Raw genomic sequence first — 20,345 nt, 5'->3', positions numbered from 1 at the left:
CAGGGAATGTGTTATGAAAACGTTAGGCGAATTCATCGTCGAGAAGCAACACGACTTTCCACACGCCACAGGTGAACTGACGGCGCTGATTTCCTCCATTAAGCTCGGAGCTAAGATTATCCACCGCGACATTAACAAAGCGGGTTTAGTGGATATTCTCGGTGCTAGCGGTGTGGAAAACGTGCAGGGCGAACAGCAGATGAAGCTGGATCTCTTCGCGAATGAAAAACTGAAAGCTGCCCTGAAAGCGCGTGGTGTGGTTGCGGGTATCGCATCCGAAGAAGAAGATGAGTTCGTTATCTTTGAAGGCTCAGAAGACGGTAAATACGTGGTATTGATGGATCCGCTGGACGGCTCTTCCAACATCGACGTGAACGTTTCTGTGGGCACCATTTTCTCTATCTATCACCGCATCAGTGAGCCGGGTACGCCGATCACCGAAGCTGACTTTATGCAGCCGGGCAACAAGCAGGTCGCGGCCGGTTACGTGGTTTACGGTTCTTCTACCATGATGGTGTACACCACCGGCGTGGGCGTGCATGCGTTTACCTACGATCCTTCTCTGGGCGTGTTCTGCCTGAGCCACGAACGCATGACCTTCCCGGAGAAAGGCTACACTTACTCCATCAACGAAGGTAACTACATCCGCTTCCCACAGGGCGTGAAGAAATACCTGAAATTCTGTCAGGAAGAAGATATCGCCACCAAGCGCCCGTATACCTCGCGCTACATCGGTTCACTGGTGGCTGATTTCCACCGTAACCTGCTGAAAGGCGGTATTTACCTCTACCCAAGCACCGCCAGCCACCCGAAAGGCAAGCTGCGTCTGCTGTATGAGTGCAACCCAATGGCGTTCCTGGCGGAACAGGCCGGTGGTAAAGCCAGCGATGGCGCAGACCGCATTCTCGATATCCAGCCGGAAACTTTGCACCAGCGCTGCCCGTTCTTCTGCGGCAACGATGCGATGGTCAATGACGTCGAGCGCTTTATCCGTGAATACCCAGACAGCCACTCGTAATCTGATGTAATTGGATGTGAAAAGCCTGCTCATTGTGAGCGGGCTTTTTTGTGGCGTAGATGCACTGGCGGCTAGTGTAGTCCCTCTATTGCGCAAGGCAGCTGAGCTTCCAAACACTACGCGAGGGCACTGACTTCTTCGGCCAGTACGGCGTTTTGCTGCCTGTAGCATTGAATCTTATAATAATCCTGGCTATAGTATTTTTTTACTACATCCGGGACGATATCAAATGGAAATTGAGTTAAGAATTTTCGTCGAGTGGAGCTATAACAAGAAGCGAAAGAAATCGAAAATCAGTGATGATGATTTAAGCGCCGTTGCAGCCGAGCTTATCGAAGAAATCAAACATGGATCGACTAAAGCCGCATTGGGCGGTGGAGTTTTCAAAAAACGTTTAGGTGACGAGGACAGCGCGAGAACAATTGTTGCTTTTCATCATGGAGATAAACTCTATTTTATCGACGGTTGGGAAAAAAAGAGATCCCCAAAAACAAGCGTGAGATAGATGACTCTGATTTGAAAGTGTTCAGGCAAATATCTAAAGCGGCTAAAGCTTACACCGCTGAACAAGTCGAAAAGCTAGAGAAAAATCGGATTTATGTAGAGCTACCCTCTATTAATCAGGAGAGAAAAAAATGAGGATTAATAGGCGCGTACTGAAAATGCACGCAATGATGAAACGCCAGTTCAGAGCAGGTCTCATCTCAGCAGATATGATGCAAGAGGCTGACGCCATCTTTGCCGAAGCCAAGTTAGAGGCGATGAAAGACTCAATCACTGGCGAGCGCATCAAGGCAATGCGTGCACGCGAAAAATTGAGCCAAAGCCAGTTTGCGGAACGTATTGAAGTTTCAACGACTTGCCTCCAAAAATGGGAGCGAGGCGCAACAATACCTAAAGGGATTGTTGCGCTTGCACTGAGACATATTGAAGCCAAAGGCCTTGATGATTTCTTGACGGTCTAGACCGCACGGATAAACCCGCTCCGACGCAGAGGAATCACCCGTAAAGGGCGGGAATATTAAGTGTGGTGGTCAATGAAAATAACCGCCTTCAAAATAATTTAGAAAGCTTTCTGTCGTAAAGTAAGGCTTGCACCATCAAGCCTCACATAACCAAACAATCATAAACCAATGATTTAAATAGCACTTGTCGCCACACGGAACTGCGCCATCGACTCCTGCAGCTGCTGCGATTGCGCTTCCAGTGACTGGGTGGCGGCACTGGCTTCTTCCACCAGCGCGGCGTTTTGCTGTGCGGCTTCATCCATCTGCGTCACCGCCTGATTCACCTGCTCAATCCCGCGGCTCTGCTCTTCTGAAGCAATCGAAATCTCTTTCATCAATGAAGTAACACGCATCACTTCGCTGGAGATCTCATCCATGGTTTCACCGGCACGCGTGGCCATGTCGCTACCCTCTTTGACGCGCGTTTGTGATTCGCCAATCAACTCGCGGATCTCTTTCGCGGCGGTGGCACTGCGCCCGGCCAGCGTACGGACTTCGTTGGCAACCACGGCGAAGCCACGACCCTGTTCGCCGGCACGCGCGGCTTCCACCGAGGCGTTCAGGGCGAGGATGTTGGTCTGGAAGGCGATACCGTCGATCACGCTCAGGATGTCGCCGATGCGGTTAGAGCTTTGCGTAATCTCCTGCATCTTCTCCATTACGTACCCCACCACTTCTGCACCGCGATCGGCACTGGTCGACACATTGCTGGCCAACTGATTCGCCTGCTGCGCATTGCTGGCATTAAGACGAACGGTGGCGGTGAGCTGCTCCATGCTGGCGGCAGTTTGCTCCAGCGAGGCGGCAGACTCTTCAGTGCGCTGCGATAAATGCACCGTGCCTGCGGCCAGTTCACGGCTGCCAACATCAATCTGCAGGCTGGCTTCACGCACCTGGCTCACCGAATCACGTAGCGCCAGCTGCATGTCGGACAGCGCCTGATTCAGGCGACCAATTTCATTTTTGCCTGCTTCGGGCAACGGCTGGGAGAGATCGCCCGCCGCAATCTGTTCCAGATGCGCAATCGCGTGGTCCAAAGGACGCAGCAGCGAGCGGCGCAACAGCTGCCAGGCCAGTACAATCAGCAGTAACGTCAATGCCATCACCACGCCAATCATGACTTTCATCTGGCGTTCGTTATCGGCTGCCTGTTGCAGACGCGAAGCAGAGACCTGATCGGCATACTGACTGAAGTCACTCACGGCTTTCGAATAGCTCGCCGCCAGCTGCGACTGTTTGCCTTCCAGCACCTGATAGTATTCATCGGTGTACTGTTTCTTCAGGGCATCCATCATTGGCGTGATGCCCTCTTTGTCATACACGTTATAGGTGGCGACCACCGCATCGGCCAGCTTTTTACCCTGCTCGGTGACCGTGCCAGCATCCACGAACGCCTTCAACAAAATGTGAGAGCTATCTACGGCAGCCTGCGCCTGCTGTGTGACTTTAGTACCGTCATCCAACAGACCAATCTCGATTTTACGCACCGCCAGCGCCGCGTTGGCGCGAGCACGCATCAGTTCCGAGCGGCTTTGATACAACTTGTTCAGCTCAATCCCCTGAATGCGGTTCAGCGCGTCCAGAGATTGGTTTCCAGCATTAATGGCATAAATACCCATGGCGCTGACGGCTAACAGCATCACCGTCATGATGGCCAACAACCCAAGTAAAGCAGTACGTATTGATAGTTGTCTGATCATGATCATTCCCGTGTGTGTGATAAAAGGCAGAACTCCACTGGCCCTAAAACGGAAGGATTATCGGCAGCTGATCGCAGAAACTTTATCCAATGTTGATGGTCAATCTGCCGACGTTCGCTTACCCTTCAGCTTTTCTGAAGTCCGCTGCGCAAAAATGAAGGAATGAAATGATGAAAAAGTGGCTCCCGGTTGCCTGTCTGTTCGCCAGTAGTCTCGCCATGGCGCAGACGCATCCAATCGACCAGCAGTTGCAGCAGTGCCTGGATAAGGAATCCAGCACCGCGGGCATGTCACAATGCTACGGCAGCGCCAATAAGGCCTGGGATAAAGAGATGAATGCGCAGTACAACCAGGTGATGAAAAGATTAACCGGTGAATCTAAAGACAAATTGCGTGCCGCCCAGCGCGCGTGGCTGGCGTACCGCGATAGTTGGATGGAGGCCAGCCGCAGCTATTTCCTCAGCAGCCAGGGCAGTATGGCGGCGCTCTCAGTAGGTGCCCAAGGGGTGAATCTGGTGCGAAATCAGGCCCTGATGTTGCAATCAATTAACAAAGGCAGTTGCGCCAATCCCGATGATTGTTGATAAATGGTGGCGTTAAAAAACGTCAGCGCAGGCACTGACCTGCGCATCCATCCATCTTCAGGGAGAAATCATGGCTGCTTATGCCTCTACCATCATTCTGGTCTGCCTCGCCGTCCTGAGCTATTTCGTTCATAACAGTGCCGTTACTATTTCCATTCTGATACTGCTCGCCATCAAGCTGACACCGCTGTCGCAGTTCTTCCCGTATGTGGAAAACAGGGCATTCAGATCGGGATCATTATTTTGACTGTGGCGGTGATGGCGCCGTTGGCCAGCGGGACTTTACCCGCCTCGTCGCTGCTCAAGTCATTTGCTAACTGGCAATCGATAGTGGCGATTATTGTTGGCGTGTTTGTTGCCTGGCTTGGCGGGCGTGGTGTGAGTTTGATGAGCGTGCAGCCATCGATAATCGGTGGATTGCTGATCGGCACCGTGATCGGCGTGGCGTTTTTCCGTGGCGTGCCGGTCGGACCACTGATTGCTGCGGGGATTGTCTCGCTGTTTGTCACCGCGAAGTAGGCCTTTGGAGCATTCCGAAACGCCAAAAAGGGGGCATACTTTCAGAGTCAGTTGGCTATAATAGCCGTCACTCAACATACGACCAATGAAGGAAAGCCAGATGAGTTTGAACCAGGTGCCTGCAGGTAAAGATCTGCCAGAAGATATCTATGTCGTCATCGAGATCCCAGCTAACGCCGATCCGATCAAATATGAAGTGGACAAAGAGTCTGGCGCCCTGTTTGTAGACCGTTTCATGTCTACCGCCATGTTCTATCCGTGCAACTACGGTTACATCAACCACACCCTGTCTCTGGATGGTGATCCGGTTGACGTTCTGGTGCCAACCCCGTATCCGCTGGTGCCGGGCTCAGTGATTCGCTGCCGTCCAGTTGGCGTGCTGAAAATGACCGACGAGTCTGGCGAAGATGCCAAACTGGTTGCGGTTCCGCACACCAAACTGAGCAAAGAATACGATCACATCAAAGATGTGAACGACCTGCCAGAACTGCTGAAAGCGCAGATCACCCACTTCTTCGAGCACTACAAAGATCTGGAAAAAGGCAAATGGGTGAAAGTTGACGGCTGGGATAACGCAGAAGCGGCCAAAGCTGAAATCATCGCCTCTTACGAGCGCGCACAGAAGAAATAATCTTCTCTGCCTCGCAAGCATAAAAAAACACCGTCCAATGGACGGTGTTTTTATTTATGCCTCTGGTAGGTCATCGCGCTTGAGCCAGTCACCGCTCGCGATGCGGGTGCGACCCGCAATCGAACGCTGATAGACATACAGCCAGGCACTGCCGTAAGGCGTCTGGATGAGCTGGCGTTTGTATTCGCCGTTCTTGGTGCGTAAGGCATCAAGCTCGCCCAGCGTACTGGCATCGATGCGATACACTTCGCAGAAGACGATTCCATCATCTTCCACGACGCCCGGATAGTGACCCAGATTGTAGAGCGCAAACCCTTCAATCTGATGGTCGCCGAGCCATTGCGCATTCGTCATCCAATGACTGTTTCCCTGTTTGCGCCGTAAACTGCCGTAGACAATTATTCGCATTGCTAAAACTCAAACTGATAGAGCAAATCCAGTGCCTGATCGAGACCGGACACGGCTTCCAAATAGAGTTTGGGCATCAGGCGGTAACGCAAGGTTAACGTCGCCAGTGAATCAAATATGCCAACACCGTATTTTACTTGTAGACCCGGCAATACGTAACCACTCACCTGCACCTGCTGGCTATCGCCTACACCGGTGGTATCAAGCGCGAGGTTACTGACGCCGAATGTCTCGCCGATTTTACCCATAACCTGACCACTTTGTGCAACCCCTAACCCCACAAGTGCTGAAGTTAATGCATTACTGTCGCCATCGCTGCTGAGTCCCTGACCACGTAACAAGTAAGAAAGCGCTTCCTGCTGCGACATGGCGGGGTCGGAGAACACCTCGACTTTCGGCTCATCGGCCAGTCCGGTGACGCGAATACCGGCGGTGACGTCATCTTCAGTGGCTTCCGGATTACGGATCGCTTCCAGATTCACATACGGCTGATCCGGCGGACCGGCAAACTGCAGCTCGCCTTTGCGCACCAGCAAATCCTGACCGTAAGCGTGGAAACGGCCATCTGGAATGTTGATCTGCCCGTTTAAGCCCAGACCGTTTTTATCCTGCACCAGTTTGAGATCGCCATTCAGCTTGGCTTTCAGACCAAAGGCCGACAACCGGACATCATTGCCGACGTGGATCACCAGGTTGCTGTTGATCGGGACCGCCGCAGTTTTCGGCTCAATCGGTTTGAGATCTTTATCCAGCATCACCTCATCCGACGAAACGCCGGTGGCGCTTTCCGGTACTTCCTGCACCGTGATGCGCGCCCACGGAATATCGACCTTACCATCCAGATTAAATGCGGCTGGCGTGGCTTCAAACACCAGGTCTGGCGAGACATCCATACGCACCATCGGTGGCACGGTGACGCGAATTCTGTTGCCCTGCGCGGTGATGCGCGCTCGCCAGTTATCCAGCTGGCTCCAGTCGGCACTGCCGCCCAGATTGAGGTTGCCCTGCGTGGTCTGCAGCAAACCGTTAAGCGTCGAACTCATGCCATTGAACACCATGTTCAGGTTGGCTGAGGTGAGCGTAACCGGCATAAAGCTCGCCTGCACGTTCACATCGCTTAGCCCCAACTGGCCAAACACCTGTGGCTGTTGCAGCGTGCCGCCCAGACGCAGATTGCTGTTGAGGTTGCCTTTGATTTTCTCACCCTGCATCAACGCCGGGTTGAACATCGCCAGCGACAGATTGCTGATGCCAATGTTGCCGGACAGTTGGCGACGGGTTTGCGGATCGGCAATCTGCACGTTGCCGCTCAGCTGACCGTTGTTGACGATGTGGATCAGCCAGTCGAGCTGAGCACGACCGTTGCGCATCGCCGCATTCAGGTTGAGCGTATCAAAGGCGATCGGCAGCGTGTTGCCCTGCACGTCTTGTTCGACTTTAACGCCGTTACCTTTCAGCGAAACTGTACCGGTGGGTAACGCGCCATCTGCGGTCCAGTTCACGCGCGCATCACCGCTGAACACGCCGTTTAGCTTGGTGGCATCGGTGAGGAACGGTTTGACCATCGCCAAATCAAAGCGATTGAGCACCACATGCGCATGACCGCTGGCCCCGGCTTCAATCGGCTCCGGTACGCACAGCTGCGCGTTCGGGTTCTGCCAGCAGTGCGGCCCGATAGTGGCGGTCTGCTTAGTGTTGAGGTAATCAATTGCCATCGCACGCGTCAGACGCCATTCGCCGACGGGGGTATCAAAGTGCGTGTTGTTGAGATTGCCCTGCCAGCGCTCCGTTTTACGATCAAAACTGCCGTTCAGTGCCAGCTGACCGGAGACCGGTTCGCCTTCCACGTTCAGCTTGAGCTGATGCTGCTTCTCATTGCCGTCGGCATTCAGCGTCAACAGATTGATCTTCAGCGCGTCCTGTTGCAGCTGCTCGACACGCAGCTGCAGCTTACCGGCAATTTGATCGCTGGATTTCACATCGCCTTCCAGCGCCACACGACGAATCTGCAACTGCTGCCAGCGCAAACCGGTTGCCGTGAGATCGGCCAGCAGCTGCGGTGCCTGCAAGGTGCCGCGCGCTTTCACCGTGCCTTTCGCCACACCGCCGAGTCCCGGCAATGCGTTATCCAGATGCGGTGCATCGATATTGGCATCCAGATTGAGCGTATCGCCCAGTTCGCCTTTCACGTCCAGATGGTTACGGCCTAACGCGATGTTAATACCGGGGATTTTCCACTGGTTATAGCTGTTGCCAGTCAGTGAGCCGTTGGCGCTGACGGCGTTCTGCTTCACGTTCCCTTTCAGCTCCAGCTGCGGCACGCTGAGCTGCCAGCTGCCGCCGTACAGGCTGCCACGCGTGGCAATTTGCCGTCGAGTTTGGCTGGCCAGTCGGGATACTGTTTGGCAGTGTTAATGCCGGAGAGCGTTAATTCGCTGCGCCAGCTAATGGCTTTGCTCCAGTCCACCAGCGCGGTTAAATCAACGTTGCCCTGCAATGCCGCCACGCGCAGCTTGTCCAGATTGAACTGCTGCACGTTGCCTTTACCGTCGAGCGAAAGGGTCGCCGGCGGCATCCCTTCCCCTTTCACGGCGGTACGCAGCGACATCACGTAATCGGTGGCTTTGCCTTTGAACTGATAATCGAGGTTATCCGCCTGATACTGTACCGCGCCGGTAAGCGGCCAGCGCAGTTGCGGGCTGGTGAGCGTCAATGACAGTGGCAAACCTGCCACCGCCGGTTGCGCGGCAGCATCCAACTGCGCGCGCACCGGGCCAGACAGATTCAGCCCCAGTTTCAACTCTTCACGCATCGCCCCGCTGAGATTCATTTTGATCTTCTCACCCTTGATCGGATCAAGATTCAGCGATCCGTTCAGCGCGAAATTCACCGGCCAGTTATCCGCCAGCTGAGCTTCACCGCTGGCGTTTAGCTGCCCTTGCGGCGAATCAACATCAAAGGTCTCTAACTGCAGATGGCGGTCGGCAGTTTTGGCTTTCAACAACAGACGCGTAATCGCGATATCGGTGTCACCGGTAATACGCAGCTGCTCACCCAGCAGCTCCTGCACGGTGATGTCCAGCGGCAGCTGGAAGTCTGGCAAATCGGGCAACAGCGGTTTGGCGAACATCTCCTGCAGCGTTTCACCCAACGGCTTCTCGCCAGGCTGCGGCTGCTGCACTTTCGGCTGAACTACCTGCTCATCTGCCACTTTGGCCGCCTTCGGCAGCGCAATCAGCAGACTTTGAATGTGGGTTGGCGTCAGCGTCAGCGCACGTCCCTGCCAGTTGAGGCCCGTGGTGAAGTCCAGCAGTGATATGGACGTGTCATCCACTTTCACATTGATGTTATGCAGGCCGACTTTGCTCAAGGTAATCGGGTACGGCGTGCTCAGGTTGGTACTGCCGCTCTCCTCTTCTGGCGGCGGCGCAGCAGCCGGTGCCATTTTCTTGCTGTCGACCACTACGCTGACATCCTGCAAGCCGATGTCATTCACGCACACCGACGAGTGCAGCAGGCAGTTAAGATTGAGCGCCAAATGGAAGCGCCCGGCATCCACACTGACGCCCGGCATCTCGTACTTCACGCCGCTCAACGTCAGATCGCGCCAGCCGCCTTCGACTTTGTTGATTGATAAACCTGGCACCCAGCGATCGGCGCCTTTTAATAACAGATGGATTCCGGGCGTAGTACCAATCAAAAACGCTACGCTGCCAAACAGCACCACCAGAAAAATACCGAATCCAATCAGGACCTTTTTCCACAGCTTCATAGTTCAGGCCCCAGTCCTACATAGAATTGCAAACCATGTTCCTTGTCATCGCCAATCGGCCGCGCGATATCAAATTTAATCGGCCCCACCGGAGAAGACCAGCGCACGCCAACACCGGCGCCAGTTTTGAAATCACTCTGTTTGATGTCGTTCACCGCTTCACCGGAATCAATAAACACCGCGCCCCACCACTTACCGGTCACGTTGTATTGATACTCCAGCGAGCCAGTGGCCATTTTGGAGGCACCGGTCAGTTTGCCGTCGCTGTCGCGCGGCGAGACATCTTTGTATTTGTAACCGCGAATACTGCGATCGCCCCCGGCGAAGAAGCGCAGATCCGGCGGGACTTTGTCGAAGTCGTTGGTTTCGATCCAACCGAGATTGCCACGGGCCACAAAGCGGTTCTTGTCGCCCAGCATACGGATCCAGACGTTTTGCGCCTGCAGGATCAGGAAGTCGACATCCGATCCCCAGGTGGTATCGGAAACATCGACGGAATAACGCTGCGAGTCGCCCCAGGTCGGCATCAAACCGCCGCGCGAACGGGTACGGCTCAGACTCACGCCCGGATAAAGCAGCATGGTGGTGTTAGTGACGCTACCCTGGGTAAAGTGATCGAGACTCCATTTCAGGTTAACCGCACGCTGCCAGCCGGAACTGCTGTCCCAGTTGCGCGAAACGCCCAGCGTACTGGTATCGGCTTTGGTGTCGTTGAGATCGGTACGCTTCAGGCCACCCGAGAAGGTGTAATACTGCTCCAGCGGGCTCTTCAGCAGCGGCACCTTATAGCTGAGATCGACCTGCTGCTCGGGGGCGGAAATGTAGGAACTGGCCGTCAGGCTATGGCCGCTGCTGTTGATCCACGGCTTTTTCCACGTGCCTTTCAGACGCGGGCCAACATCCGTGGAATAGCCGACACCGGCTTCGATGGTGTTCTCAACGCGTGGCGATACCGCCGCATTGAGCGGCAGCACTTTGGTTTGACGACCTTTGTCGAATTCAGGGGCGACGACCACCGAGTTGAACCAGCCGGTGGCCGACAAGCGGCGGTTCAGTTCCGCCAGATCGCGCGAGCTGTAGGGATCGCCCTTTTTGAACGGCACAAGATTACGCAGATAGGCTTCGTTGATTTGCGAGCCCTGGAAGCTGACATCACCAAAACGGTAGCGCGGGCCACTGTCGTAATCGATATCCCAGAATGCTTCGCGTCTTTCGACCGAAACGCCAAGCTGGCTTTGCTTAAAGTCACCGTCGAAGTAACCATTACGCAGTGCCAGGCTGGAGAAGCCATTTTTGAACTTGTCGTATTCGCCGTGATTGAGCTGGGTACCGACTTTCGGCGTGCCCTGCTTCACCCAGGCTTTGTAATCATCATCGTTTTTCGCCGCACCTTCGACCACGATGTGGCTGCCACCGATCTTCACCGGTTCGCCGGGCTTAACATGGGCGATAAGCACCGGTCGGCCACCCTGCGCTGGAGCAGGACGGGATTCAAAATCGATTTCAGGTTCGTAATAACCGAGTGCTCGTAAACCTTCTTTAATCGCCTGCGAGACACGCGCCTGGAAGCGCCCATCACTCGACACTTCGTCAGTGCCAATGGTGGACAAGCGCGCCCTGACGTTCTTCTGTAAATCCCCGGTAAGCCCTTCCAACTGCAAGCGCACTTTTGCTGCCTCAACGGCAGGTGCAGCAAGCAACAGGCTGGCCAAACAATAAATATGCAATCGCGGCACGCGTACTCCTGTTAATAATGCCTGCCCCTTATTCCGCAGGGGCGTTATTTCTCATCGGAGGCTATCACCACCACTCGCTTACCCATCAGCATAGCCGCTCTTTTTGGCGGATGGCTGAGGAAAAATGGTCACTAAGCCAAATCATTTCCTATTGTCGGTAAATGGGAGGAGCGATACAACTCCGAACCCACACTTCTGCGACTGAGGGGCGCGCACTCGGATGATTCCGATCTCATGTTGCGCGCCTCTGGCGGCAGCATAAGCGCTGCTGCTATAATCAGCACCCAGCAGGCATGACCTGCTTTCCTTTCTGCCCCGACGTTATCGTTCCTTGTCGAAATGGCGCAGACATTTTTGGCACGGATAGCACTGTATGACAGGTGAATACTGGATGTTCTCCTGCGCTGCCCAGGCCAAAAATGACAAGTGATTAACCAACGGATCTTCTATGCTCGATAGCTTACTTGTCATTCTTTTACTGATTGTCATCAGTTCATTCTTTTCTCTTTCAGAGATCTCGCTGGCCGCTGCCCGCAAGATCAAACTTAAACTGCTCGCCGACGAAGGCAACATTAATGCGCAGCGCGTGCTGAAAATGCAGGAACAACCTGGCATGTTCTTCACCGTGGTGCAGATTGGCCTGAACGCCGTGGCTATCCTCGGTGGTATTGTCGGTGATGCGGCTTTCTCTCCTGCCTTTAACAGCTTGTTCAGCCGTTTTGTCGCGCCAGAACTGGCGGAACAGCTCAGCTTTATCTGTTCCTTCACCGTGGTAACCAGCCTGTTTATCCTGTTCGCCGATTTAACGCCAAAACGTGTTGGCATGGTCGCGCCGGAAGCCGTTGCGCTGCGTATCATCAACCCGATGCGCTTTTGTCTGTTCGTGATGCGACCGCTGGTGTGGCTGTTTAACGGTCTGGCCAACGTGTTTTTCCGCATCTTCAAACTGCCGATGGTGCGAAAAGATGACATTACCTCAGACGATATTTATGCGGTAGTGGAAGCCGGTGCGCTGGCTGGCGTGCTGCGTAAACAGGAACACGAGCTGATCGAAAACGTGTTTGAGCTGGAATCGCGTACCGTACCGTCTTCGATGACATCACGCGAGAACGTGGTCTGGTTCGATTTGCACGAAGATGAGAACACCCTTAAAACCAAAATTGCTCAGCATCCGCACTCTAAATTCATTGTGTGCGTGGGCGACATCGACCATATCGTCGGTTATGTCGATTCTAAAGAGTTGCTGCTGCGCGTGCTGGGCAATCAGAGTCTGACCCTGAGCAGCGGCGTACAGATTCGTTCTGCGCTGATTGTGCCCGATACGCTGACGCTGTCTGAAGCGCTGGAAAGCTTCAAAACCGCAGGTGAAGACTTTGCGGTGATCATGAACGAATACGCGTTGGTGGTGGGGATCATTACCCTTAATGACGTGATGACCACGCTGATGGGTGATTTGGTCGGTCAGGGTCAGGAAGAGCAGATCGTGGCGCGTGATGAGAACTCATGGCTGGTTGAGGGCGGCACACCGATTGATGACGTGATGCGCGTGCTGGATATCGATGATTTCCCGCAGTCCGGCAACTATGAAACCATTGGCGGTTTTATGATGTATATGCTGCGCAAAATCCCGAAACGCACCGACTTCGTGAAGTTCTCTGGCTATAAATTTGAAGTGGTGGATATCGATAGTTACCGCATTGACCAGCTGCTGGTGACGCGTATCGATGAGCGTCCGCCGGTGATAAATCTGACCAAGAGTGCGACCGATGAGATGGAGTCGCCGTAGTTCAGTGTGTCACAAAAAACAAGGCGCGATTAATCGCGCCGCTACAGGGCGCCGGATTGCATGGCGCCCTTTTTTTACTCGCTTAGTGATACTCGGCTTGCAGTCGTAATACCTGGCGGTTGATTTCTGACATCACGCTAAGGTGCTGTATATCTTTAATGCGTGGCAACATCACCTTGCCTTTATCAAACTCAAACGCGCCAACATCCTTGATATACAACCTTCCTTTAAAAAGCGTTTTTACGTATTTCGCAATTTGCAGCGGATTATAGCGCTGGAAGATTTTCATGCTGTCTAACTCCTGAACAGATGTAATACGCTTCGTCGTTGCCAAATTCGGTACGAACTGATACGCAAAATAATTCGTGTTGCAGGAAGGCGGCCAACGAGATAATCCCGATGAGCTTACTAAAGTAAGTGATTCGGGTGAACGAGAGCAGCCAACGCACCAGCAACTTGAAGTATGACGCGTACATGAAGCGCAAATGAGGCATAACTATAGAACACCAAACGTTACGTATGTTCCGAAAAAGTGGATTTTTTACTGAATTGACACATTATTACAGAACACTCTGTTATGACGTTCACAAAACCCAGTATAAACCTTCACTCATTAAGGAATTGTGGCGTGAGTTGCAAACCTGTTAACTCATCGCGACAGGCGCATCATCCACGCCTAATATTGCAAAAACATGAATAACTGGTCGGATCACTAAGGAGCCTTCACATGCGTTTGGTACAATCCGTGTTTGCACTGGCATTACTGTTACCGGGCCTTGTCTCAGCCCATGCCTTCAAAATTGGCGAACGTGTTCCGCCTGTGGGCGTGAGCGATAGAGGCGAGTTGGCTTATCAACAAGATAAGTTTAGCTATCAACCGTGGAATAGCGCGCAGCTCAGTGGAAAAGTGCGAGTGATCTTACATATTGCCGGACGCTCTTCGGCCAAAGAACAAAATGCCGCGTTGATTGAAGCGATTAAGGCAGCGAAGTTTCCACACGACCGTTATCAAACCACCACGATTGTGAACACTGACGATGCGATTCCCGGTACCGGGATGTTCGTGCGCAGCAGTATTGAAAGCAATAAGCAGCAATATCCGTGGTCGCAGTTTATCGTTGATAGCAACGGCAATGTGCGCAAGGTTTGGCAGCTGGAGAAAGGCGGTTCGGCGATTGTGGTGCTGGATAAGACCGGACATGTGCGTTATGCCAAAGAAGGCGCATTGACGCAGGATGAAGCACAGCAGGCGATGACGTTGATTCGCGAGTTGTTGCAGTAAAAACAGAGGTCGCCATAAATGGCGACCCACCACTGCCCGCGAGCTTAAGAGCGAAAACACAGGTTGTGAATTTCGTAGGGTGCGCATTGATGCGCACCAACAATCAAAACAGCGAGACGCGGAACCCCGGATTCAGGAAAGATTCACGTGGCGTGTAGTCGAGGGTTTTACCCTGCCAGTCATGCACCTGAGCACCGGCCGCAATCGCGACGGCATGCCCAGCACCGGTATCCCAAATATTGGTTGGCCCGAAGCGCGGATAGAGTTGCGCTTTACCTTCCGCTACCAGACAGAATTTTAATGAAGAGCCGATTGCGGTGGTTTGGTGGTCGCCTAACTGAGTCAGATACTCTTTCAGCTCTTCATCTTTATCCGCATGCGAGCGGCTAACAACGACCAGCAGTGGACGTGCCTCGCGCACCTGAATCTGCGTTTTATGACCGCCCTCTTCTTTCCAGGCTTTACCTTCAGCTGCCGAATACATCACACCCAGCGCGGGGGCGTAAACGACTCCCAGGACCGGCTTGCCATTTTCAATCAAGGCAATGTTAACGGTGAATTCCCCGTTACGCTTGATGAACTCTTTGGTTCCATCCAGTGGATCCACCAGCCAATATTTTTTCCAGTTCTGACGTACGGTCCAGCTCGGCGGATCTTCTTCTGATAACACCGGGACTTCGGGTGACATCGCGGCCAGCCCTTCAACGATGACTTTGTGTGCCGCAAGATCGGCAGCCGTTACTGGCGAATCATCCGACTTCCGTGTCACATCCATCGGTTGTTCGCCAGCATAGACGTGCATAATGGCATCGCCCGCTTCACGCGCCAGTTGGATTATTTTGTCTAACATTTTTCACCTCTTTTCCGCTGATTCTGCCTGTCAGACATCAACAGCTCACCTCTACACATTTTAGCAGTTGTGGTCAGATGCTTTGCGGCTGAACTGTCTGAAACGGCAATCTATATGATTATCAATACCATAGTTCATAGGTGGCGGCTATGGCGCGATGCCGAATCCTTTTTCATCGGCTGGCTGCGCCTGCGGTTGCACGAAAATCAGAGTCACATCACAAATTGAAATGATAATTCGTCATTGTTTTACATTATTTTGAGAGGCCCATTAGAACAAACAAGGAGCAAGCGATGTTTAAAGCGAGCATGTCGTTACTGGCGCTATGCGTGTCTGCGGTGAATGTACACGCCGCCACTGTGGATCTGCGCATTCTGGAAACCACCGATCTGCACAGTAATATGATGGATTTCGATTACTACAAAGATACGCCAACCGAGAAATTTGGTCTGGTGCGCACCGCTACGCTGATTCAACACGCGCGTGCTGAAGCGAAAAATAGCGTGCTGGTCGATAACGGCGACATTATTCAGGGCAGCCCGCTAGGCGATTACATGGCCGCTAAAGGCCTGAAAAAAGGCGATGTGCATCCGGTTTATAAAGCGATGAACACGCTGGATTACACCGTGGGCAACCTGGGTAATCATGAGTTCAATTACGGTTTACCCTATTTGCAGAAAGCGATCGCCGGGGCGCGTTTTCCCTATGTGAATGCCAACATTATCGATGAAAAGAGCGGAAAACCGCTGTTTACCCCCTACATAATCAAAGAAACCACCGTCACCGACCGCAGCGGCAACCCGCATCGCTTAAAAATTGGCTACATTGGCTTCGTTCCGCCGCAGATTATGGTGTGGGATCGCAACAATCTTCAGGGCAAAGTGCGCGTTGATGACATCACGGAAACAGCGAAGCGCTATGTGCCGGAAATGCGCGCAAAAGGTGCTGAAATTATCATCGCTATTCCGCACTCAGGTTTAAGCAGTGAGCCCTATCACGCCATGGCAGAGAATTCGGTCTACTACCTCAGCCAGGTGCCGGGCATTAACGCCATTATGTTTGGTCACGCGCATGCAGTATTCCCCAGTAAAGAGTTTGCTGCGATTAAAGGCGCTGACATTGCTCAAGGCACGCTGAACGGTGTTCCGGCAGTGATGCCCGGCATGTGGGGCGATCATCTCGGCGTGGTCGATTTGGTGCTGAATAATGAGGGCGGAAAATGGCAGGTCACGCAGGGCAAGGCTGAAGCCCGGCCCATCTATGATCCCATCGCCAAAAAGTCCCTGGCGGCTGAAGATGCTGATTTGGTGAAAGTGCTGCAGCAGGATCATCGTGCCACGCGTGAATTCGTTGCTAAGCCGATCGGCAAGTCAGCGGATGTGATGTACAGCTATCTGTCACTGGTGCAGGACGATCCCACCGTGCAGATCGTCAATAATGCGCAGCGCGCCTATGTTGAACACTTTATTCAGGGCGATCCCGATCTCGGCCGCCTGCCGGTACTTTCCGCTGCCGCACCGTTTAAAGCCGGAGGTCGTAAGAACGATCCCGCCAGTTATACCGAAGTGGAGAAAGGTGCACTCACCTTCCGTAATGCCGCCGATCTCTATCTCTATCCCAACACCCTGGTAGTGATGAAAGTCACTGGCGCGCAGGTGAGAGAGTGGCTGGAGTGCTCTGCGGCGCAGTTTAATCAGATCGATCCGCACAGCAGCAAACCACAAGCGCTGATTAACTGGGATTTCCGCACCTATAACTTCGACGTGATTGATGGCGTGGATTATCAAATTGATGTGACGCAGCCCGCGCGTTACGACGGCGAATGCACGTTGATCAACAAAGACGCTGCACGCATTAAGGATCTGACGTGGCAAGGTAAGCCCATCGATCCTAACGCGGTATTCCTCGTCGCCACCAATAACTATCGTGCTTACGGCGGGAAGTTTGCCGGCACCGGCGATAAATACGTGGCGTTTGCCTCACCGGATGAGAACCGTTCAGTGGTCGCGGCTTATATCAGTAGCGAAACCAAAGCGCACGGCGAAGTGAAACCGCAGGCCGATCACAACTGGCGTTTAGCGCCGATTCACAGCGATACGCTGCTGGATATTCGCTTTGAAACCGCACCGGGCGAGAAAGCCACGCAGTTTATTGAGAAGTACGCGGATTATCCGATGAAAGCGGTGGGCAGTGACGAGGTAGGTTTTGCGATTTGGCAGGTAGATTTGCAGAAGCAGTAAGGCTATAGCCGGGCTGCCAAATGAATGGATGGCACCCGGCTTTGATGCATCACCGCGAGCACAATAATTCCCTGTTGGATTGTCTGGTAATAAATCATATGGCTAACAAAGGGAAAACTGAGTACACCTTCGGCGAGATCGGACGCTCTGCTGATCCCCATCGTCGGTAGTTCAGAAAGCGTGTGCAATGTGCGCTGCAAACGTCTCAGGTATTGATGAGACTGCGCTTCGCCCCAGTGCTGCAAGGTGAACTGACGAATATCGACAAGATCCTGCCGCGCTTCATCCGTGAGCTGAAATTTGGCCATTTAATCCAGTAGTTGATTGAAAAATGTTTCACCATCGGTCAGTCGTCCGTTGGCAACGTCTTCTCTGGCTCGGGCAATTTTTTCCTGCAAAAACTGCTGCTTCATCAGTTCAATTGCCTGAAACTCTTCAGCAGATATGACAACAGCGACAGGTTTTCCGTTCCGACTAATTTGTACCGGTTCACGCTGAGCTTTGAGAAGCATATCCCCAAATTGCGTTTTAGCTTCGTTGGCAGAGAGTAAATACATTTCGCACCTTCCGCTTAAATCGTTCGATTCGCTCATTGTATTAGCCAATCGGGTAAAGATCAGCCAGATTTACAAACAAAAAACCGGCATTTATGCCGGTTTTAATCAAGTGCTGAATGCTTACAGAATTTCCAGCAGCTCGACTTCGAACACCAGGGTGCTGAATGGCGGGATAGATGCGCCAGCACCGCGCTCGCCGTAGGCGAGGTTTTGTGGAATCACTAATTCCCACTTAGAACCCACTGGCATCAGGGTCAGCGCTTCAATCCAGCCAGCGATTACGCCGCTTACCGGGAATTCAGCTGGCTCGCCACGTGCCACTGAGCTGTCGAATACAGAACCGTCGATCAGTTTACCAGTGTAGTGCACGCGTACACGGTCCTGACGCGATGGGATTGGGCCATCACCCTGGGTGATGACGCTGAACTGCAGACCTGATTCGGTGCTGCTCACGCCTTCACGCTGGGCATTCTGCTCCAGGAATTTATGGCCATCCGCAGCCATCGCTTCCACACGCTCACGACGCACGCCTTCTGCACGTTCGTGCACTTCACGCAGCGCGCGATGTACCACGTCAACAGGCACAGCCGGTGAGTTCCCTTCCAGCGCGTCGCGCAGACCCGCGAGCAGTGCTTCCGGCTGCAGACCCTGCAGTCCAGATTCCTGCAGCTGCTGGCCGACCTGTAAACCGATACCGTAACTTGCTTGTGATTCGACGCTGTCGAATGAAGGGGTGGTCATTTTGATTCCTTAATCCCGGAGAAAATAGAAACGGCAGCATAACAGCGCAGGCGGCTGGCGTAAAATCTGCAGCGCTACAGATGACATTTCACAGGGAAAGAGAAACAATACGCAGGTCAAATTTTTCAATGCTGGCAGGCACTTCGCGCCCGCATTGCCCATACTATAGCTGTGGCAACGTTTTCGTCGTACAGCGCTAAGAAAGAGAGAATACATGGGCCAGATTGCCCCACGACGCCGCAGGACGCGCGTACCGCGTGCTTTCACATTACCGAGGTTGCAACGTTGGCTGCCGCAGATAAAGCGCAAGGCCGCCAGCGAGGAGGATTCACGAATGGCTTCTGATACCCCTTCCCGCGTGCCCGCCGTGCTGTTGCGCGTCTGGCACCTGCTGGATGATGTGCGCTGGATGAACCCACTGCCGGCTTTCCATCGTCGTGGCATTGTCATTGCGCTGCTGGTCCTGCTGCTGGCGTTCCTCTGGCCCAGCAGTACGCCGCAATACCCGATTGAGCGCCCAGCTGACAGCAGCAATAAAGACGTGCCGCTGCAGGCGGAGATTTATAACAACCCTTCCGCGCAGAACACGCAGCCCAAAACGGATTCTCAGGGGGAATGGCATAACTACACCGTGGCATCGGGTCAGACGCTGGCGCAGCTGTTCCGCGACAATAACTTGCCGGTAAATGATGTGTTCGCGATGGCACGCGTCGAAGGTGACGATCAGCCGCTTAGCGCATTGAAAAATGGCCAGCAGGTGAAGATTCGTCAGAACGCGCAAGGTGTGGTGACAGGACTAACGGTCGATGGCAGCAACGGCCCGGTGCTGTTTACCCGTCAACCGGATGGCAGCTTTATCCGCGCCCAGTAAATCGCAGAGACAAAAACGCCGGCACATGGCCGGCGTTTTCGCGTTACCGAGTATACTCGTCATACTTCAAGTTGCAGATGCGTTGGCTTCGCTCATTCACCCCAGTCACTTACCAAAGTAAGCTCCTGGATTCATTCACTTGCCGCCTTCCCGCACCTTGAATTATTTAGAGTAAAATTACTCAGCCACTACATTCACAACCAGTTTAGCGAAGACTTCGCTATGAACCTGGAAGTCAACTTCGTGCTCACCGGTAGAACGCAGAACGCCGTTTGGCAGACGCACTTCGCTCTTAGCCACTTCAACGCCAGCTGCAGTCACTGCATCAGCGATGTCGCGAGTACCGATTGAACCGAACAGTTTACCTTCGTCGCCTGATTTAGACGCGATGGTAACGGTGCCCAGTGAGTTGATTTTCTCTGCACGTGCGTTAGCAGCAGCCAGAACGTCAGCCAGTTTGGCTTCCAGTTCAGCGCGACGTGTTTCGAAGAACTCAACGTTTTTCTTGGTAGCAGGAACAGCTTTACCCTGTGGAACCAAGAAGTTACGAGCGTAGCCCGCTTTAACGTTAACCTGATCACCCAGGCTGCCCAGGTTTGCTACTTTATCAAGCAGAATAACTTGCATTACCTTATCCTCTTAA

Annotated in this window: 18 protein-coding genes and 2 pseudogenes; 10 read left to right on the top strand and 10 right to left on the bottom strand. The window is 53.3% G+C overall.

From position 1 onward, the window contains the following. Window positions 1-13 precede the first annotated feature (13 nt). From fbp to HA45_RS00355, 3 genes are all read left to right on the top strand, one after another. On the top strand, window positions 14-1,018 hold the full coding sequence (gene fbp / locus HA45_RS00365; RefSeq protein ID WP_100703302.1) for a class 1 fructose-bisphosphatase: 1,005 nt from the start codon (window positions 14-16) through the stop codon (window positions 1,016-1,018). Between the two features lie 229 nt (window positions 1,019-1,247). Beyond that, window positions 1,248-1,523, top strand: a complete 276-nt coding sequence (locus HA45_RS00360) for a type II toxin-antitoxin system RelE/ParE family toxin (protein ID WP_128598854.1) — start codon at window positions 1,248-1,250, stop codon at window positions 1,521-1,523. A gap of 130 nt (window positions 1,524-1,653) precedes the next feature. Beyond that, window positions 1,654-1,983 (top strand): helix-turn-helix domain-containing protein, encoded by a 330-nt coding sequence (locus HA45_RS00355; protein ID WP_100703300.1) that lies wholly within the window; start codon window positions 1,654-1,656, stop codon window positions 1,981-1,983. Window positions 1,984-2,156: 173 nt separating this feature from the next. On the opposite strand, the gene HA45_RS00350 is transcribed toward HA45_RS00355, so the two are convergent. After that, window positions 2,157-3,722, bottom strand: coding sequence for a methyl-accepting chemotaxis protein (locus tag HA45_RS00350; RefSeq protein WP_100703658.1), 1,566 nt, complete (start codon window positions 3,720-3,722; stop codon window positions 2,157-2,159). 173 nt (window positions 3,723-3,895) lie between these two features. Here HA45_RS00350 and HA45_RS00345 point away from each other — a divergent pair, with 173 nt between their 5' ends. The 3 genes and pseudogenes from HA45_RS00345 to ppa all read left to right on the top strand — a co-directional run bounded on the left by HA45_RS00345 (window position 3,896) and on the right by ppa (window position 5,459). Beyond that, the gene (locus HA45_RS00345) at window positions 3,896-4,309 is read left to right on the top strand and encodes a lysozyme inhibitor LprI family protein (RefSeq protein WP_100703299.1); all 414 of its coding nucleotides are present in this window, start codon (window positions 3,896-3,898) and stop codon (window positions 4,307-4,309) included. A gap of 70 nt (window positions 4,310-4,379) precedes the next feature. Then, window positions 4,380-4,828 (top strand): annotated as a pseudogene (locus HA45_RS00340) (DUF441 domain-containing protein). A gap of 100 nt (window positions 4,829-4,928) precedes the next feature. Continuing rightward, window positions 4,929-5,459 carry an inorganic diphosphatase gene (gene ppa, locus HA45_RS00335; protein ID WP_084937209.1) on the top strand — a complete coding sequence of 177 codons (531 nt, stop codon included), beginning with the start codon at window positions 4,929-4,931 and terminating at the stop codon, window positions 5,457-5,459. Between the two features lie 54 nt (window positions 5,460-5,513). On the opposite strand, the gene HA45_RS00330 is transcribed toward ppa, so the two are convergent. From HA45_RS00330 to tamA, 3 genes and pseudogenes are all read right to left on the bottom strand, one after another. After that, window positions 5,514-5,867 carry a gamma-glutamylcyclotransferase family protein gene (locus tag HA45_RS00330; RefSeq protein ID WP_100703297.1) on the bottom strand — a complete coding sequence of 118 codons (354 nt, stop codon included), beginning with the start codon at window positions 5,865-5,867 and terminating at the stop codon, window positions 5,514-5,516. A 2-nt stretch (window positions 5,868-5,869) separates the two neighbouring features. Continuing rightward, a pseudogene (gene tamB, locus HA45_RS00325) lies at window positions 5,870-9,639 on the bottom strand (autotransporter assembly complex protein TamB). Next, window positions 9,636-11,375, bottom strand: coding sequence for an autotransporter assembly complex protein TamA (gene tamA, locus HA45_RS00320; protein WP_100703295.1), 1,740 nt, complete (start codon window positions 11,373-11,375; stop codon window positions 9,636-9,638). Before tamA ends, tamB begins: the two are co-directional and overlap by 4 nt. A gap of 448 nt (window positions 11,376-11,823) precedes the next feature. Here tamA and paeA point away from each other — a divergent pair, with 448 nt between their 5' ends. Continuing rightward, entirely contained in the window at window positions 11,824-13,161 is a 1,338-nt protein-coding gene (gene paeA, locus HA45_RS00315; protein ID WP_100703294.1) for a polyamine export protein PaeA, read from the top strand. Window positions 13,162-13,243: 82 nt separating this feature from the next. On the opposite strand, the gene HA45_RS00310 is transcribed toward paeA, so the two are convergent. Continuing rightward, complete coding sequence (locus tag HA45_RS00310) at window positions 13,244-13,450, bottom strand: DUF1107 domain-containing protein (RefSeq protein WP_100703293.1); 207 nt, start codon at window positions 13,448-13,450, stop codon at window positions 13,244-13,246. Window positions 13,451-13,888: 438 nt separating this feature from the next. Here HA45_RS00310 and HA45_RS00305 point away from each other — a divergent pair, with 438 nt between their 5' ends. Then, on the top strand, window positions 13,889-14,443 hold the full coding sequence (locus tag HA45_RS00305; protein ID WP_100703291.1) for a YtfJ family protein: 555 nt from the start codon (window positions 13,889-13,891) through the stop codon (window positions 14,441-14,443). Between the two features lie 103 nt (window positions 14,444-14,546). Here HA45_RS00305 and cysQ read toward each other — a convergent pair whose 3' ends face one another. After that, on the bottom strand, window positions 14,547-15,293 hold the full coding sequence (gene cysQ, locus HA45_RS00300; protein WP_100703290.1) for a 3'(2'),5'-bisphosphate nucleotidase CysQ: 747 nt from the start codon (window positions 15,291-15,293) through the stop codon (window positions 14,547-14,549). A 293-nt stretch (window positions 15,294-15,586) separates the two neighbouring features. Here cysQ and HA45_RS00295 point away from each other — a divergent pair, with 293 nt between their 5' ends. Beyond that, window positions 15,587-17,533 carry a bifunctional 2',3'-cyclic-nucleotide 2'-phosphodiesterase/3'-nucleotidase gene (locus tag HA45_RS00295; protein ID WP_100703289.1) on the top strand — a complete coding sequence of 649 codons (1,947 nt, stop codon included), beginning with the start codon at window positions 15,587-15,589 and terminating at the stop codon, window positions 17,531-17,533. Window positions 17,534-17,535: 2 nt separating this feature from the next. On the opposite strand, the gene HA45_RS00290 is transcribed toward HA45_RS00295, so the two are convergent. The 3 genes from HA45_RS00290 to bamJ all read right to left on the bottom strand — a co-directional run bounded on the left by HA45_RS00290 (window position 17,536) and on the right by bamJ (window position 18,831). Beyond that, the gene (locus HA45_RS00290; protein ID WP_100703288.1) at window positions 17,536-17,841 is read right to left on the bottom strand and encodes a type II toxin-antitoxin system RelE/ParE family toxin; all 306 of its coding nucleotides are present in this window, start codon (window positions 17,839-17,841) and stop codon (window positions 17,536-17,538) included. After that, entirely contained in the window at window positions 17,842-18,090 is a 249-nt protein-coding gene (locus HA45_RS00285; RefSeq protein ID WP_038644444.1) for a type II toxin-antitoxin system Phd/YefM family antitoxin, read from the bottom strand. Window positions 18,091-18,210: 120 nt separating this feature from the next. Beyond that, window positions 18,211-18,831: a BamJ family beta-barrel-assembly machinery protein gene (gene bamJ, locus HA45_RS00280; protein WP_100703287.1), complete on the bottom strand. Its 621-nt coding sequence runs from the start codon at window positions 18,829-18,831 to the stop codon at window positions 18,211-18,213. Between the two features lie 214 nt (window positions 18,832-19,045). Between bamJ and HA45_RS00275 the strand changes: the two genes are divergently transcribed. Beyond that, entirely contained in the window at window positions 19,046-19,702 is a 657-nt protein-coding gene (locus HA45_RS00275; protein WP_157811649.1) for a LysM-like peptidoglycan-binding domain-containing protein, read from the top strand. 177 nt (window positions 19,703-19,879) lie between these two features. Here the strand turns inward: HA45_RS00275 and rplI are convergent, their stop codons facing one another. Then, window positions 19,880-20,329, bottom strand: a complete 450-nt coding sequence (rplI, locus tag HA45_RS00270) for a 50S ribosomal protein L9 (RefSeq protein ID WP_084937232.1) — start codon at window positions 20,327-20,329, stop codon at window positions 19,880-19,882. Between the last annotated feature and the right edge of the window lie 16 nt (window positions 20,330-20,345).

The sequence above is a fragment of the Pantoea rodasii genome (genome assembly GCF_002095465.1).
Classification (GTDB): Bacteria; Pseudomonadota; Gammaproteobacteria; order Enterobacterales; family Enterobacteriaceae; genus Pantoea; species Pantoea rodasii.
Note: the sequence above shows the minus strand (reverse complement) of the source record. Positions and strands in the feature narration are given on the sequence as shown.